Source organism: Paenibacillus monticola (genome assembly GCF_009664975.1).
Taxonomy (GTDB): Bacteria; Bacillota; Bacilli; order Paenibacillales; family Paenibacillaceae; genus Paenibacillus_AQ; species Paenibacillus_AQ monticola.
Map to the genome: position 1 here is coordinate 57,789 of NZ_WJXB01000007.1, position 16,677 is coordinate 74,465.

Here is a 16,677-nt window from a genome sequence, read left to right on the forward strand (position 1 = left end):
GTTTAATCTCCTAGCAAACTCGCCTCAATCAAGTGTCCCAACCTCACCAAACCATCACTCTCTTCACTCAAATCGACTAAATAAACCTGAATCGTGACCCCGTCAGTGCTTCTATACACAATTGGATCTTTTTTCTCAGCCACAGCCATTGTCCAGGGATTTACGAGAATTACAGTCTGGGCATTGTATTTCTTATGATAAGCGTAGGCTTGATACATGTCGGATTGCGAGATTCCGTAATCTCTATCTGGCGAAAGCATTTTCCACTTGGTATCCAGGATAACTGTAAGCCCATCATGGGTAACTACGATATCCGGTTTGAGAAAGAACCGCTGCTCAGGTTCGTTATAGAGATGGTGCAGCCGGTGCTGTGTTATCAGTAGATATTTGGGGTGAGTCAACAACTTTTTTAATTGTCCAGCAACATAGCTTTCAAATACCTTTTCCATGGGAAACAATAGAGCGTACGCCACTCCGCTTCCTAGAAACGGTGTGAAGCTGTTCCTGTTCAGAAATACTCTACACCACTGGAGAATGGTTTGGTATTCTCTCATATTCCGATCGTCTGTGGTTTTTGCAAAGTCCTTATTGTAATCTGTAGAGAACTCTACAGATTCAAACGCATTTGATAAGGTATACAGATCCTTCAGCAGTTTTCTACTGGAACAGACCTTTTGTAACAACCCGATCGTTGATTTAATCAATCTGTTCTCCGGTCGATCTACGCTGAATACATCGTATTCGATGTAGAACCGCTCTTTGTGCACCGCATTTAGCCGGATATGGTCAGAAAATTTAAGTTTGCCTTTGTAAAAATACTCATTATCCTCATAACCTACATAAGAGGATTCAAACCCTTTTTTATCCAGAATATGGGCTTCTTCAATGAACATCTTGATGAAAATATTGAGAATACTGTATTTCTCCTGATTCAGACTGGAGACATTAAAATGCTTATAAGGCATCTGTTTGAGGGATTTCAGCATCTTTAGAAATATCTGTTTGGTCTCCCCCTCAGAGCTTTCTTTATCCCGTGAATACAGCTTAGGTAAGATCTCAATCTGTATTCCATTATTCATAGTAATCACACCCACATAATTACGGGCGCTAATGACCTTGCCAATTCCACGTCTGCTCGTTAGCACCATCAGTTCTAATGGTTCTGTATCAGATTCCAGGCGGTTGGACAACACAAACTGCTCCAGATAATCAAAAATAGCTTCTGAAATATAGTAGTAATTCGGAAGCTTTACATCCGGATTTTTGGTAAACGAGTCGTATTCTTTAATGGTATATTTCTCCCGGTTCATCATAAAGAACTGTGTCTATATATTTTGCTGTAGGCTTCAACTTGTCCAAATGCTACGTTATTGATTTCATAGGCCACTTCGTCATCAAAATCAAAACTATTCATATTACCAAACAGCTCGACTATATTCGTTTTCTTAGCCAGAATAAACTGTTCACTCTCAGGCTTGTTGTTGTCTCCCAGCACCAACCGGATTTTATCATAATCTTCATAAAAGTACTCCTGCAGCAGAGGAATAATCGTATTGCGGAAAATATGGCTAAGCTCATTCAGAGCAGAGTGGCTTTTTAATGAGATGAAATAGGCATGTCCGATCATATGCTCCCTATCATACAGGACCTCAATACGGCGGTTCATAGCAGCAAGCATGGAAGACAGTTCAATAACCTCGTTGCCAACGGATAGAGTCTCCAGTATTTCTGGCTGCGGCATCATTTCGGCAAAATGAAAGCGACGGCGGAGCGCTGTATCCAACCGGGCAATCGAGCGGTCAGCAGTATTCATCGTTGCAAGAAGATAGACATTACCAGGAACCCCGAAGTCTTCTTGAGAGTAAGGCAGTCGTAGTGTGATTTCCTCCGATTGTCCGATACGTTTAGACGGCTCGATCAGCGTAATTAACTCCCCGAGAATTTTCGAGATGTTGCCACGGTTAATTTCATCGATTATAAACACATAGTTGTTGGCATTTTCCTTAATGGCTGTACCTAGAACATTGTTGTTAGCTTTCATCATAACCAGTACATCTGCAAGCGTGATTCTATTCAGTCTATAAACGGAACCTAGTGTCAAGACCTTGTTTCCATTGAGCGCGTAAATATCCCCACGAATATCTTTAGCAAGCCACTTCACCTCGCGGGACCGTTTGTAATCCTCCATTTCATCTATCCACTCATATTCACCTGTCACAACTCCAATTGCATCAATGGTTTTTTCGTCGTGAAGAATCAAAACAATATCACCAATTACCATCTCGCTCATGAACCGGGACAGGATAGTCGCTCCACCATATTCCCTAAAATCTGTTTCATCCGTAATTCGTTCTCCATAAGAGTCCCACCCTATACGGATTCTGTTATTGTCAAAGCAATCCCGCTTCACCTGGTTCTGGCCGGAGCCACCAAGCGAGACCTTCCATATGACTGGTTCCTTGCGGATTCCATACGAATTGCTGTCCTGTATAACCGGTATTTGCGCTTTTTCACAGAATTGTTTAAATACCCCCGGTTTTATCTCGTAAGCAATCTCATCCCTAATTTGCCCCGTCTCGTCACCTTGCTGAATCTTTGGCTTAATACCTTCAATAAACTCCTCGTAGCCATAAGATTGGTGGAATGTCGTGAAATCAATTTGTCCTTTATTTTTATAAGAGCGATAGCGTTTCAGAATTACGTCGTAACCACTGTTCTTCACTTCATCCAAAATAATATGTAAGGGTTTGTTCTCAATGATTGCGACTGCATATGTAACTGTGTTATATGTTTTCCCTGTACCCGGTGGGCCATATAGAATGATGTTTTTATCAAGCAGTGCAGATGGCAGTCTGGTGGTCACTGCCAAAGCCGAAGTCTTGTCCGCTATAACTGAATTAGAGGAATCTTCAGCAGCAGCCATATCAGTTCCCTTTTCCTGTTCACGCAAGAAATCTTCATAGTACTCAAGAGCATATTGAAATGCTCTGTTGCCCGCCTTTACATTAATTTCATCGAAATTCTCTGCTTTTTCTATACGCCGTCTTATCCCATGAAAATAATCAGCCGAAGTAATCTCGTAAACATTGGTATTTTCCAGTTCAATTCCTGAAAGTCTGGCGGGGGCGGTCGTTAATGAGGAAGCATATGAATTTACAGTGTTCTCGGAATATAGTTCCCCGTTCGATTTTCTTTTCCGTTTTAACCAGTTGGTATATTGTTGCTTCTTCAGCTTGGATAAATCACTCATAAGATTAGCTCCTATACTATAAGATGAGTACAAAATAGAGTTGCTTTATTGTTACAAATATCAGGACAAAAGCCCTGTGTGAAAACTATTATAGTCTATTCAACTGCATTAAAATACCAATTTCGCATGTTTTTAACGCATTCTCTCTCCCATTTTATTACTGTGAAATTAAATCAAAAATAAGGAATCGCTCCCTTGCTCTGCAAGATATGGAGGAGATCAGCCAACTGCTTACCTATACCTATGACGCTAGTAGCCACTTGGCTACTTAGCGTCTTTGTAAGCCCTGAAGTCCATCGTATTGTTGTAAATGAAAAGAACCCACAGGCAAAAGGTTTCTATGAGCATATGAATTTGCCGCTATCACAAGAAAAGACCCTTTCAACTACCAGAAAGGGTCTTTACATCCTCAACTTCTATTCCACAGAGTTCAACGACTCAATCATATGCATCCGTTTGAGCTTCGTGTGCATGGTGGACCATGACGATGTCCGTGAACAGTTAAGAGCACGGCATAAATATTGCTCGACCGTCAGCTGGACGAAGCAGTGTAGTACGATGGCGAGACCCGAACTGGAAGCAAAGCAGAGCAGACTCAGCAGGATATTTCTCCGGTAAATATACATTGTCACTTCATTGTCATAGAAGCACAGCACCTTGATGGTCGACAGTTTGCAAATGCGCTCGGACACATTGATATTGATCAGATTATAGAATACGACAAAAGCCATTACCGCCCCAGATACAATGAGCACCAATGTAATATATACTCAGAAGCGTTTCAATCGTCTCAAAAACGACCTTTTACTTCAACTCATACAATTCACTCAAGTAATCTTGAGTGAGATCTAGTTCCTTACCGCTTTGATTAACAACGTAAATTTTATCAGGTGGACTCTCAAGGCTTTTACCTTTAATAAACAACTGGTGCCCTCCTTCGATTTTGTACTTTCTTATATATAATCCTGATCCGATATCCTCAAAAGAATACTTGTTGAAATCGTCCCAATTCAGCGATACGCCCTTTTCAGATAAGCTTTTTAATTCATCTAATGAAATATATTCACTGGGCCCTTCTTCCCTATTGCTTTGGCATGCTGAACAAATAGTTAAAACGAATAATAATGTCATTGAAAACTTAAAGCATTTTACTAGTGTCATTAAAGTCCCTCCAATTTACCAAAAATTTACTGGTAATCTATAGAAAATATTTACACCATAAAAAGGTAAAAATTCTAAAAATATAAAAAAAGGTGAGAAATGGTGGAATTGTGTGTTTAAAAAATTAGGAGGTTTCTGAATGAAAAAACTGCTATCTTTGCTCACAACGTTAATAATGGTGTTTTTGCTTACAACACCAGTATTTGCAAGTACCAGTAATAACGAAAATGATTTACTAAATGTTTCAACCAATCAACTGGAATCATCTGTTGATCCTTTGGCATCTTTTAATCCCGATCCAGAAAAGTGGTTGGAATGGTTTAACGGCTTACCCGAAGAAGTGCAATTACAAGTCAATTATAGACCTGCAGGATTTGATTCCACAAAAAATAAAGCAGTTTTACCAAACAATGATATACCAATCAATGAAACACAATACAGTCAAAATTCTTCTGAATCAAAACAGGATGCTAAAAAATCCATAGGAGTGCAGCTACTTGAAACAATGTTAACTGGTGGATACGAACATCCTTATAATACTAGTGTTTGGGCGCCATTGACTGATAAGGCTAATTGCTATGCCTATATGTTAAACATATCTACTTACTCCGGGCACAAATTACAACTAGGTGAAAAGGCTGGAAGTATTTTCTCGAGTTTAACAACTACAAGCATAATTAATGCTGGTCACACAAACGAGGCTTAACTGCTATTGATTTTAGAGATGCAGGTGGAGTGTCAATTCGTAACCCACAAACAGCTAATCGCAATTATGGAAATGGTCTAAATTATTCTACATTTAGCGGATGGTATATTATTAAATATTAAATATTAATAGCATACCACGGAAGGGGCCGAGTTTTGTAACTTGGCCTCTTTATGTTTTTTGTTGTATCCATCAAAATTCGACTGTTCTTATATCCGAATTTTATATTAACTCCCCACCAGTATAAATTGTCGGTTGCTTAGTATAATATCGTTTATTTCATGGCGATTTCTTAATCTGATCATCTTGCACATCCTCTGACTGAATATTGTATCTGCCGTTTTCCCCATACCTGCTTCAACATAACGAAAGCTCCAAAGATCTCAAGATCCTTGGAGCTTAATTCGGGGCCGACGAGCTATTGAATTGGAAAAGACATGGCAGTTATCAGTGAATATCCGATTTCAGATAGAATCCTTTGATTAGCTCCGAGACCTCATGGCTTTTCTCCTCTAACACGAAATGTCCGCCGCATAATAAGCAGGTTTCAATATGGTTTACTAGATGACTGAAGAAAAGGGCACCTTCCAAGGTGAAAATAAAATCATTTTCCCCCAGGCGACAAGCACAGGCGGCTGATATGTGCGTAGGTATTGCTGCCAGACAGGGTACAGTTCCACATTGGTTCGATAATCATAGCCCAGATCCAGCTGGATCTGTCTGTTTCCGGGACGATCCAGAAAAAACTGATCCATCGAGTAGCCATCTGGACTGATCAGATAAGGCTGACAAACTCCCGTTATATATTGCTTTTTGGTAGAATCAAACGTTAGAAACTCGGCAAAAGCCGCTTCGGATGTTGGATTACGGTTCACCCAAAGTGCTTTAAAGAGATCAAACGGCTCTCCCAGCCCCTGCTCATTGATAACCGCATTTTGAATAACAAAGCCAATAATGCTCTGAGGGTTGCGAATGGCCAGCCTGAAGCTAATAGGCCCTCCATAATCATGGACATATAAGAGATAGCGTGAAATACCAAGCATAGCTATAAGCTTCTCCATCACTAGAGATAAATTTTCAAAGGTGTAATTAAATTCATCTACCGCAGGCATACTGCTATTTCCAAACCCAGGATAATCAGGAGCAATGACATGAAAGCGGTCTGCCAAAAGAGGAATCAAATCTCTAAACATATGGGAGGAGCTAGGAAAACCATGCAGCAAAATCATCGTCGGATGGCTCGGGTGCCCTGCTTCACGGAAAAAGATTTGCAGACTATCGATATTCATTTTCTTGTATAAAACCATTGCTTCAGCATCCTCTCCTCAACGTTATAACCCACCTTTACAAAATATGTGAGGAGAACGGAGATTATGAACTAAATAACGGCAGAAATGCCTCTTAACACAGAACTCAGATAATATAGCATCAGTGGAGTTTGCCACTACAATATTTCAAGATACTCGGATAACGTTTTTCCCAAAAGCCCCACGGATGAGTAAGCCGTATCGATAACTGGCTAGATTTTCAACTCTTCATATGCTCTATTCATATCATCAAACGCTTTTCGATGACCTACATAGATACCTTGTATATTAGCTTGATTTGCTAATAGTGAAAATAAGTTAACTTCTGCCATCATACTTTTCAGGAAACCAATGATATAAATGTGTCCTCGTTGAGCAAGTGCTTCAAACAAATGATTAATGCTGTCTCCACCGTAATGATTGTCGAATCTACCAGCAATAGGTTCTTGGGAATCCCCAAATTACGTTTCGTTGCACCGTTTCATTTTCAAAGAAGTCTAGGTTTTGAAGTAAGGTAGTGAACGTGGTAGACTTTTTTCATGAGGTCGCTTCTGTCAAATGAACTTCTGTGGTGGAATTGGTTTTATAATAATGTTGAATATATGGAGGTTCACTCTATGGAGTTTAAGATATTTGTTGTTGAAGATGACCATGCGTTATTTGAAGCGTTGAAGACTGGCCTAGAAGCTTGGGCGTTTCGGGTTACGAAACCGGATGATTTTGACGAGGTCATGCGTTCCTTTCAGGATCAACAACCTCATCTCGTGATCATGGACATTACGCTCCCTAAATTTGATGGTTTTCATTGGTGTAGAGAAATCCGCTCCGTATCCGAAGTTCCTATTATCTTCCTGTCCTCACGCGATCACCCCTTAGATATGGTCATGGCGCTTAATATGGGAGCGGATGATTTTGTCCAGAAACCCTTTCATGCGAATGTGTTGTATGCCAAAATTCAGGCTATTCTTCGCAGAACCTATTCTTATGGAGAAGGCCAGGCAGATATTCTCGAATGGAACGGTGCCTTGGTCGATTTAAAACGAGGTGTTATCCGAAAATCAGACGAGGAAGCAGATTTGACCAAAAACGAATTTTTTTTGTTGATCGCACTCGTGAAAGCTAACAATGCCGTTATCTCTCGTCATGACTTGATCCGTAAGCTATGGGAAGACGAGCAGTTCGTGAACGATAATACCCTTACAGCCAATATCACCCGTCTGCGGCAAAAATTAGAACAGCTTGGACTTTCAGGCGCGATTGTGACAAAGAAAGGGATGGGTTATATGGCCGTCACTTTATAGGAGGAATAGGTCCCATGTTAATCCGTTACATCGCTACAAGAAAAAGCTGGATTTTGCTGTTTGTCGGGCTGCTGGGTTTGACCGATTCACTTATCTTTTTCGAACAAGGATTGAGTGTGGAATTTATATCTCTCCTTTACTTAAATACTTTATATGTAATTTTATTCCTTGTATTTTTTCTATGGCGATACAAGAAAGAAACCAAATATGCAGCAGCGATATCCAGGCTGCAAGAAATCATGGCCTCGGACTGGATGGAGAGCCTTCCCGAACCTGATAATAAACTGGATGGCATAATGAACGATGTATTACGAGAGGCCTTTTATCAGTTCAAACGTAAGCTTTCTCATTTTAAGGAAGCCCAGCTGATCGAAAATGATTTTACTGCCTCATGGATTCATGAGGTTAAAACTCCTCTTACCGCTATGAAACTGATTTTGGATGCATGCCCGAGTGATCCGGACCTACGTAGAATAGAATCGGAATGGCTGCGGATCCATTTACTCATAGACCGTCATTTGTATATGACACGCCTTTCTGCCCTTGAATCGGACTATGTGCTTGAACGAATTTCGATACAACGTCTTGTGGTAGAAGAAATCCGGGAACTGGCTCCCTGGTGTATGGAGAAGAATTTGGCAGTCAGCATCGAAGGAGAGGATGCCATGGTCATTACGGACCGCAAATGGTGCCGCTTCATCCTCCGGCAATTATTGACCAATGCCATTAAATACAGTCCCTCCGACAAGGCGATTACGTTCTTGACAACGATGACGGAAAAAGAGAATGTTATCCTGGATTTGATTGACGAAGGTCCCGGAATACAACCGCATGACTTGCCACGTATCTTTGATAAGGGATTCACTGGCGAGAATGGAAGAATTCATAATGCTGCTACCGGACTCGGGCTCTATCTTGCCCAAACTGTAGCAGGGAAAATAGGTGTTACACTTCATGTTCTACCTGGTCAGCCGCAAGGTACGACGATGCGGATCACTTTTACGGATCCCAATGGATTCGAAACGGTTAGAAGAGGACAAGAGGAAAATATCACGTTATAAACAGTCAAGAATAATCTTGACTGTTTTTTTTGATGCAAAACCAAACATGACATTATTGTCACGTACCTATTCTATTCGTCACCCAAAACGTGCGACGTCAGGGGAAATCAATTGTAAACTTAAGCTACAATCAAATTTGGGAGGTTCAACATGAATGTACTGAATGAACAAGAAACAGTTCTACATGCTCGCAATGTTCAGAAATCATATGGTTCAAAGGGCGGCGCACAACAGGTATTAAGAGGAATAGATTTACGTATTCTCCGCAAAGAGTTTGTCGGCATTATGGGTCCCTCCGGTTCAGGGAAGACAACATTGCTTAACGTACTTGCGACAATTGACCGGACAACAGATGGCACAATCTTAATCGAAGACGAAGATATCTCTACTATGAACAATACTGCACTTTCCGCTTTCCGCCGTAACAAGCTCGGATTCCTCTTCCAGGATTACAATCTTCTAGACTCGTTGACAGTAAAGGAGAACATCCTTCTACCACTTTCCCTTAGCAAAATAAGCAAACAGCAGGCAGATAATGAGTTCACTGCGATCGCAGATGTACTGGGAATTCAGGAATTGTCGCATAAATATCCGTTTGAAATATCCGGTGGACAGAAACAACGCACTGCAGCTGGACGTGCCCTTATTCATCAGCCATCCATCATCTTTGCTGATGAGCCTACGGGTGCATTGGATTCCAAATCCGCTTCATCGTTATTGTCAGTAATGGAGGAGGTGAATCGGAAAAGAAAGGTTACGATTATCATGGTCACGCATGATCCGGTCGCATCCAGCTACTGTAACCGTGTGGTGTTCTTAAAGGACGGGAAAATTTATTCCGAACTGTACCGGGGAGAGAAATCCAGGCAGTTGTTCTTTAAGGAAATCATCGATGTGCAGGCTGTTTTAGGGGGCGACCATATTGACAGTGTTTGAATTAGCACTTCGCAGCATGCGGCAGAATGTGAAGCATTACTACTTGTATTTCTTCGCACTGATTTTCAGTATGAGTCTGTTCTTCGTCTTCTCTTCCCTGCAGCACGATCAGCAGGTTCAGTCCATGCTGGAATCAAGTGATAAATTTCTGACAGCTTTTCAGTCTGCAGCCATCCTGCTTATCGTGATTATTGTAATCTTCACCATCTCATCCAACCAGATTTTTCTACGCCGGCGCAGCCGTGAAATCGGATTGTACCAGCTCATCGGTCTATCTAAAGGTAGAGTTGCCCGTTATTTAATCATTGAGAACGTACTACTCGGCTTTGGTGCACTAATCTCAGGGATTATCTGTGGAGCATTGGTGTCCCGTCTGTTTGTCCTGATTTTAATGAAATTGCTCTCATTGGATGGGTTGCCGGCCATTGACTTTTCCTTACCTGCAGCCTTTGATACAGCAATCGTATTTGTTCTCGTCGTTGTTATTACTTCCGTTCAAATGATATTCATGATATACCGCAGTACGCTGTTAAATTTATTTCAAGCTGATCAGCAGCCTGACTTATCCAGCCAGCCTCCGTCTGTTCTAGCATCTATTCTTACAGCGATTTATGCCGTGCTTGGTATTGTGCTTCTTGGCTATGGCTATGAATTATCGGGTCGCATGGTAGATGAGCAATTGGTCGTGAATGCATTAATGGTAATCTTATCTACTATAGCAGGAACATATATATTGTTTCGTGTGACGATCAAATGGTGCTTCTCCTGGATTCGCCGCCGGAAACAAGGGCATCTTGGCTTGTATAACAGCCTGTCGCTTGCTCCGCTGATGCACCGGATGAAAGGTTCTGCCAACTCGCTCACCTTAATTACTGTATTATCCGCTTTAACTATCACACTGGTTACTATGGCCTATTCTTTTTATTACTCAGCAGAGCATGACACCCGCTTGGCTATGCCTGATGATTTCGCATTTGAGAATAGGCTACAGGATACACAAGCCTTTACGAGCGAGCTGGAGAGCAAAGGCATTCACTTCAACCACCATACCATTCAAGCGATCCGGACAACTGGAGTTATTCTGAATCGGCTAGATGAATCCAGCCGTATAGAGGAAAGGTTGATATGGCTTCCGGCCGAACAGCTTCATAAGGCGGGGAGAAATGTATCCGTACCTTCCAAAGGTGATGCAGTACAATACAATGCCGGGGGACTGAATGCATTTGACGATATTGATCTCTCCAAACGTTATCCCACAGGGATTGAGCTCCAGGCAGATGGACAGAACGTAAGCTATACACTAAATGAATTAGTATTGGAGAATATGCTTAATTCCAATATATTCGGAAGTCAGATGGTAGTGTCTGAAGCTACGTTGAAAGACATTGAAGATAAAATGTTTAAAACTCTCGATTTTGAGAAGGTACAGTTTGACGCGTATCGTATTTCAGACAAAGCGGAGCTTGCGCTCGCCTCCTCCCTTTATGAGAAATATAAACTAGACGACCATTTCTCATACGATTTCTATTCACAATATAGAAGTGCACTGGAGTTATCCGGATTATTAATTTTTATAGCCGCCTTTCTGGGACTGGCATTTCTTGCCTCTACTGGAAGCATTCTGTATTTCAAACAAATGACTGAGGCAGAGCAGGAAAAGCAGAGCTTCAAGACGCTGCGTCAGCTCGGTTTTGACGAGAAGATGATCATGAAGGGCATTGTGCGAAAGCAGATGGTTGTGTTTCTGCTCCCGCTGTTTATTGGAATACTGCATTCGTTCTTCGCAGTTAAAGCGGCTTCTTTCATGATTATTTCGGACATTACTATTCCAGCAGTTACTTCGATAGTTGCCTATACGGCCATTTATTTCCTGTTCGCAATCTTCACGCTTGGTTACTACCGGAAAGTTGTTAAACATGCCATGTTATAAAAAACCATTAACGGAGGTATTCTTATGAAAAAAAAAGTTGCTTTTATTCTTATTGCTGTAGTGATTTTCGCAGGTTTCTATGTAACGTTTAAACGGGATTTTGATCAATTCAATCCGCTGTATAAGGAGAAATATGTCTATGCAGTAATCAATAAACCAGCCGAGCAGGAAGGTAAAGATGAATGGATCCGCTACAGATATAATCTGAGCGGTTATACAGCACAGGGGGAAAAGATAAAAATCACTTTCTCTTCAAGTAATGAACAGGAGCAGGACGCCTATGTTAGAGTACTTGCCAAGGGAGACTATACGGCCAAATGGGCACAAATCCCAATGGAAGTGATACCGGATAAGGCTTTTAATAAGTTGAGCTCCCACTAAATATGAGGTTCAATCAGCCGTAAAGAAGGGTTCCATGACAGCGTTCTGTCATGGAACCCTTTGACAGTAGTCCTTCCAAACTCGATACTCTGACGTAGTTCTTAGTTGTCGTAAGCAGCCGCTATAATATTTCGATATACCCTTCTGTTCCATTCAGACGTATCCGTTGTCCGTCTTTTATCAGATATAAACAAGGGTGTCCAGCCAGGATCAGTAAATGGGGTGACTAATATGTCCCCATCTTCTATATCAGCGTCTTCCATGTTTAAAATAACACATTAGCTTCCCTCTACCACTCCAGAAGAAACCGGCAGGCCTACAATCGCTTCGTCTGGCATATTTTCCCGGTTGTACTTGCCTGTTATGATTTCACCGTCAGAGGTGAGAATTTCCTTTAGTCTTTATCTATTTCTTGAGATCACCTATTATCCTATCAAATCTTACTTTAATATTCTCCTTTAATTACTAAAAACGAACCCCGAATGGTTCCAGCTAGCTTAGACTTCTGCCTAGCAAACTTAAACTTTGCTTCTAATTCCTTTGGGATCTCCATCCCCTCAGAAAGCTTAAAACCCACGGCCCGTTTCTTAGGGTCATCAACCGTGTACATGACATTGACCGCTAGACCATCCTCATAAAAGACGTAGGCAAATTGGATATTTTCCACTTGAAAACGCGACGTTTCTAAAGGTTTGGCCGAAAACTCAATATCACGTTCTTTTTTCAAAATTTGGTTCACATACTCAAGGGTCTCCTGGCTTTCGCTAGCGGGCACAACCGTAAATTCATGTTTGTATTTATTCATGAAGTAACGTGCTTCGTTAGCACGTAATCCAGCAAGCGTCTCTACTACAGGTGAAGACTCTAAGCCAATCGTAGACACATTTTTATAATCAACGATGTAGGACATTTGCATACCTCCCTTTATCTCTTTACAACAGGAATCCACATTTCACCAAAAATCAAACCGTTTCGCTGCCCCATCTCAACCGTTGCATTCGGCCCGCCTACATAGGCGAAATTCTTTACTTCCGGCAAAACTTGTCCAAAAGCCAGGCCAGCAAGCTTAGTATTCAGTTCATCGGCCGTCTTCTCTTCCCCTTTAACAACCAGGTAATCCCCCTTCGGAAATTGGATCACTCTTGCTTCTTCTGGTGCCGTTGCCTCAGTCATGACCCCAGCATAATGCATCATCTTGCTATTCACCGCTTCGTTCACGGCAAAAATGTAGTCATTGGTGGCAATGGCTTTTAAAGTGTCAAGTCTTCCATCTTGGCTTACGGCCTGCCAAAAGTCTGATTTTTCCTTATTTATTCCGGCATAGTCTGTGTAATCGCTCTTAAGCTCAGTTCCTAAACCTAATACGGTAAAGCTGTCTTTCTGTTCAAGCGTATAATCTGCCATATTCAGAACCGCCTTTTTTGTGAATTAATCAAATGACTTGTCTTCATCACTTGATATGTATATCATAGCCTTAAATCATGTCAGAAAATGAAACTGTTTAGGAGCCCCCATGAAAAAAGTTGAACGGATTAATATCATCATGCGTTATATCAACAACCGCGCTCACTTTACCATTTCTGAAATCATGCGGGAATTTAACATCTCTCGTTCGACAGCTATCAGAGATATCAGAGAAATTGAGGACATGGGGATGCCACTTGTCGCTGAAGTTGGGAGGGATGGGGGTTATTTTGTCATGCGCAACTCTGTCCTTCCCGCGGTTCGCTTTACCGATAATGAGGTCAAAGCTCTTTTTATTGCCTTTTTAGCCACAAGAAATCAACAACTTCCCTATCTAAAGAGTCGTCAGTCTTTGGCTGAGAAATTACTAGGCCTCATCTCAGAGAACCAGCAAGATGACCTTTTTCTTTTAAATCAAATCTTGTTGTTTGAAGGCACCAACCCCCATAATCCCGACCTACTTGATCTTTCAGACCTCCCCCATCCCATGTTAGAAAAACTGATCCAACTCCTTCTTTTGGATAGCTATTTAGTGATTACCATTGAAGAAGAGAAGGTAATCAAGACTTATCCCATTTATCTCTTGCATCTTTATCGTGAAAAAAGCCTTTGGCTCATTGAAGGCTTTGATTTAAACGAAGAGAAGAAGCAGATTTATCCTGTCGATCAACTCACCGATGTCATACCCTACAGCGCGGAAAAAAGATTAAGTAAGAAAAAGATTTCAGAAAAACTTAGTAAGCAGGAAGAGGTGATCAACCTTGTTCTTGAACTTGGTCCAAAAGCGATTGCCCAATTCAAAAAATACCATCCTTTAAAAGTATCTATATCCTATACGAATCCTTATCAAACCACAGCCATTCTAAAGACTTTTATCGATGTTAATAAGCCCGAAGAATTGACCGAAACAACCAATTGGCTACTTTTCCTAGGCGGGGATATCAAAGTCAGAGAAGTGCCAGATGAAGTCTTTGAGGGTTTACAAGAGCGAATACGTATATACTGCCCATAATAAGAGGCTAGCTATTCCCGAATTGCATCTTGACAACCGCCCTTGATCAAAGTAGTATTTTAAAATACGCCTAACATCTTCAGAATATAAAATTTGACGAAGGAGGCCACTCCATGATCGAATCACTACGGAAACTCGGCTTGTCCGATCTGGAAGCTCGCTGCTATCTGGCGCTGCACGGTCAGCCGCCCTCCTCGGGCTATGAGGTCGCAAAACAGGTGTCGATTTCACGCTCTAACGTCTACGCCGCGCTGCGCGGCCTGGTGGAGAAGGGTGTCTGTCGCGCCGTAGAAGGTGAGCCTATCACGTTCGCGGCGATCCCGATCGGACAAGTTGTCAAGCTGCTTCAATCTGATTTCGAGCGTACGGCCCGTTTACTGGAGAATGAACTGACTGCTCTACCGGAGACGCCGCCCTTCTTCAGCAACTGGAAGGGCGAACAGCAAGTGGATCTGGCGATTCGCCGCCTCGCCGCCAATGCCAGGGAAGAGATTCTGGTTGATCTTTGGGCTGAGGATCTGCACTGGGTAGAGGAACCGCTGCTCGCCGCCGAGCGCCGGGGCACCGCTGTTCATCTGATGGTCATCGGTGAGGTACCGACGGAGCTAGAACGCGTTATCGTACATAGTGTACCGCTCGGAGGGCCGCACAAGTCGCGGAACTTCTCGATGCTGCTGGATAAAGAGACAGCGATCCTTGGCAGCTTCAGTCGGTACGCGCCATCTTCGGCACTGGAGAGCAATCATCCAGCAGTGCTGAACATGCTGGAGACTTCGTACTTTCACGATGTTGTGATGATGCGGATCGAGGTCGATTTTGCGAAAGAGCTGGAAGATCGTTACGGGAAGGACTATGCCCTAATTCGGCGCGAGCATCCCGAGATGCACTCTTGAAGACCTGAACACCTGAAAGGATGACTTACATTGAATGAAAACGGTTCGTCCGTGCTCCATAACCGCTCGTTCCTGCGGTTATGGATCGCGCGGATTTTCTCAACCAGTGCTTTCCAAATGCTGTCCGTCGCTATCGGCTGGCAGATGTATGCGCTGACGGACAGCGCTTTCCAACTAGGACTCGTCGGCCTTGCCCAATTCTTGCCCATGCTGCTGTTGACGCTGCCAGCCGGGCAGACCGCAGACCGCTACGACCGCCGCACCATCGTCTATCTCTGTCAGCTTATAGAGAGCGTTGTGGTCTTGTTGCTTGTCCTCGGCAGTATGCAAGGCTGGCTCGGCTCGGTTCATCTACTGACCGCCGCCGCCCTTCTTGGCGCGAGCCGCACCTTTGAAGGCCCAGCCTCGGCTGCGCTTGTGCCAGACATCGTGGAACGCGAACAGCTGCCGAAAGCAGCAGCTTGGTCCGCCTCGGCGATGCAGACGGCGATGATTGTGGGTCCGTCACTCGGAGGTGTGCTCGTCATCTGGGGCATCTCCGCCGCTTACATTGCATCGCTGGTCGCACTCCTTGTGTCGACCGTGCTGATTTTCTTCGTCAAGACCGTTCATTTCGTGAAGAAACTAGATGCCGTCAACATGGACACGTTCCTCAGCGGACTGAAGTTTGTATTCGCCCGCAAAATCATTCTCGGTACCATCTCGCTCGACCTGTTCGCTGTGCTGCTTGGCGGCGCGACCGCACTGCTGCCGATCTTCGCTGAGGATATCCTGAAGACTGGTTCGCTCGGTCTCGGCCTGCTGCGCACCGCACCGGCGGTCGGCGCGATCGTCGTCTCGCTGATCCTCACCCGATTTTCGGTGGAGAGAGCTATCGGCAAGATGCTGTTTGCCTCACTCGTCGTATTCGCCTTGGCGACGATCCTGTTCGGCGTCTCCCACAACATCTGGCTATCTCTTTTCGCATTGGTCCTTATCGGTGCTTCCGACGTCGTAAGTGTCGTCATCCGCTCGACACTCGTTCAGGTCAACACGCCCCAGGAGATGCAAGGCCGGGTTAACGCCGTCAATTCACTGTTCATCGGTACCTCGAACCAGCTGGGCGAATTTGAGTCCGGCACAATGGCCGGTCTGGTTGGCGCCGTGCCTGCAACCGTCATCGGCGGGCTCGGTACTCTCGCTATTTCCGTCATCTGGATGTTCTGGCTCTTCCCCGTTCTCCGGACCCAGAAGACGTATCAGGCAGAGGAGGGCTAAGGCGACATAATGGAATAT

Annotated in this window: 17 protein-coding genes and 1 pseudogene; 9 read left to right on the forward strand and 9 right to left on the reverse strand. The window is 43.3% G+C overall.

Annotated features, from left to right (window positions below; genetic code table 11):
• Positions 1 to 2 precede the first annotated feature (2 nt).
• The 4 genes from GJB61_RS18180 to GJB61_RS18195 all read right to left on the reverse strand — a co-directional run bounded on the left by GJB61_RS18180 (position 3) and on the right by GJB61_RS18195 (position 4,411).
• A complete protein-coding gene (locus GJB61_RS18180; protein ID WP_154120447.1) occupies positions 3 to 1,313 on the reverse strand; it encodes an McrC family protein in 1,311 nt (436 codons plus the stop codon).
• Positions 1,310 to 3,250, reverse strand: coding sequence for an AAA family ATPase (locus GJB61_RS18185; RefSeq protein WP_154120448.1), 1,941 nt, complete (start codon positions 3,248 to 3,250; stop codon positions 1,310 to 1,312). The genes GJB61_RS18180 and GJB61_RS18185 overlap by 4 nt, the downstream gene beginning before the upstream one ends.
• 416 nt (positions 3,251 to 3,666) lie before the next feature.
• Positions 3,667 to 4,005 carry a hypothetical protein gene (locus GJB61_RS18190; protein WP_229521985.1) on the reverse strand — a complete coding sequence of 113 codons (339 nt, stop codon included), beginning with the start codon at positions 4,003 to 4,005 and terminating at the stop codon, positions 3,667 to 3,669.
• 49 nt (positions 4,006 to 4,054) lie between these two features.
• Positions 4,055 to 4,411 (reverse strand): hypothetical protein, encoded by a 357-nt coding sequence (locus GJB61_RS18195; RefSeq protein WP_154120450.1) that lies wholly within the window; start codon positions 4,409 to 4,411, stop codon positions 4,055 to 4,057.
• 139 nt (positions 4,412 to 4,550) lie between these two features.
• Between GJB61_RS18195 and GJB61_RS18200 the strand changes: the two genes are divergently transcribed.
• On the forward strand, positions 4,551 to 5,117 hold the full coding sequence (locus GJB61_RS18200) for a hypothetical protein (RefSeq protein ID WP_154120451.1): 567 nt from the start codon (positions 4,551 to 4,553) through the stop codon (positions 5,115 to 5,117).
• Between the two features lie 560 nt (positions 5,118 to 5,677).
• Here GJB61_RS18200 and GJB61_RS18205 read toward each other — a convergent pair.
• Complete coding sequence (locus tag GJB61_RS18205; RefSeq protein ID WP_229521993.1) at positions 5,678 to 6,406, reverse strand: alpha/beta fold hydrolase; 729 nt, start codon at positions 6,404 to 6,406, stop codon at positions 5,678 to 5,680.
• Positions 6,407 to 6,636: 230 nt separating this feature from the next.
• Positions 6,637 to 6,816 carry a hypothetical protein gene (locus GJB61_RS31785; RefSeq protein WP_154120452.1) on the reverse strand — a complete coding sequence of 60 codons (180 nt, stop codon included), beginning with the start codon at positions 6,814 to 6,816 and terminating at the stop codon, positions 6,637 to 6,639.
• A 225-nt stretch (positions 6,817 to 7,041) separates the two neighbouring features.
• Between GJB61_RS31785 and GJB61_RS18215 the strand changes: the two genes are divergently transcribed.
• The 5 genes from GJB61_RS18215 (at position 7,042) to GJB61_RS18235 (ending at position 12,033) form a co-directional block, all read left to right on the forward strand.
• Complete coding sequence (locus GJB61_RS18215; protein ID WP_154120453.1) at positions 7,042 to 7,725, forward strand: response regulator transcription factor; 684 nt, start codon at positions 7,042 to 7,044, stop codon at positions 7,723 to 7,725.
• A 14-nt stretch (positions 7,726 to 7,739) separates the two neighbouring features.
• Positions 7,740 to 8,786, forward strand: coding sequence for a sensor histidine kinase (locus GJB61_RS18220; protein WP_154120454.1), 1,047 nt, complete (start codon positions 7,740 to 7,742; stop codon positions 8,784 to 8,786).
• Positions 8,787 to 8,936: 150 nt separating this feature from the next.
• On the forward strand, positions 8,937 to 9,722 hold the full coding sequence (locus tag GJB61_RS18225) for an ABC transporter ATP-binding protein (protein ID WP_154120455.1): 786 nt from the start codon (positions 8,937 to 8,939) through the stop codon (positions 9,720 to 9,722).
• Positions 9,715 to 11,652 (forward strand): ABC transporter permease, encoded by a 1,938-nt coding sequence (locus GJB61_RS18230; protein ID WP_338115966.1) that lies wholly within the window; start codon positions 9,715 to 9,717, stop codon positions 11,650 to 11,652. Before GJB61_RS18225 ends, GJB61_RS18230 begins: the two co-directional genes overlap by 8 nt.
• A 24-nt stretch (positions 11,653 to 11,676) precedes the next feature.
• On the forward strand, positions 11,677 to 12,033 hold the full coding sequence (locus GJB61_RS18235) for a YxeA family protein (protein ID WP_154120457.1): 357 nt from the start codon (positions 11,677 to 11,679) through the stop codon (positions 12,031 to 12,033).
• Between the two features lie 121 nt (positions 12,034 to 12,154).
• Here the strand turns inward: GJB61_RS18235 and GJB61_RS18240 are convergent.
• From GJB61_RS18240 to GJB61_RS18250, 3 genes and pseudogenes are all read right to left on the reverse strand, one after another.
• Positions 12,155 to 12,422, reverse strand: a pseudogene (locus tag GJB61_RS18240) (phosphoenolpyruvate synthase); the annotation flags it as partial.
• Between the two features lie 56 nt (positions 12,423 to 12,478).
• On the reverse strand, positions 12,479 to 12,943 hold the full coding sequence (locus GJB61_RS18245; protein WP_154120458.1) for a phage tail protein: 465 nt from the start codon (positions 12,941 to 12,943) through the stop codon (positions 12,479 to 12,481).
• Between the two features lie 14 nt (positions 12,944 to 12,957).
• Positions 12,958 to 13,437 carry a GyrI-like domain-containing protein gene (locus tag GJB61_RS18250; protein ID WP_154120459.1) on the reverse strand — a complete coding sequence of 160 codons (480 nt, stop codon included), beginning with the start codon at positions 13,435 to 13,437 and terminating at the stop codon, positions 12,958 to 12,960.
• A 109-nt stretch (positions 13,438 to 13,546) separates the two neighbouring features.
• Here GJB61_RS18250 and GJB61_RS18255 point away from each other — a divergent pair, with 109 nt between their 5' ends.
• From GJB61_RS18255 to GJB61_RS18265, 3 genes are all read left to right on the forward strand, one after another.
• The gene (locus GJB61_RS18255; RefSeq protein ID WP_154120460.1) at positions 13,547 to 14,509 is read left to right on the forward strand and encodes a helix-turn-helix transcriptional regulator; all 963 of its coding nucleotides are present in this window, start codon (positions 13,547 to 13,549) and stop codon (positions 14,507 to 14,509) included.
• A gap of 113 nt (positions 14,510 to 14,622) precedes the next feature.
• A complete protein-coding gene (locus GJB61_RS18260; protein WP_154120461.1) occupies positions 14,623 to 15,402 on the forward strand; it encodes a TrmB family transcriptional regulator in 780 nt (259 codons plus the stop codon).
• A 30-nt stretch (positions 15,403 to 15,432) separates the two neighbouring features.
• Positions 15,433 to 16,659 (forward strand): MFS transporter, encoded by a 1,227-nt coding sequence (locus tag GJB61_RS18265; protein ID WP_154120462.1) that lies wholly within the window; start codon positions 15,433 to 15,435, stop codon positions 16,657 to 16,659.
• Positions 16,660 to 16,677 lie beyond the last annotated feature (18 nt).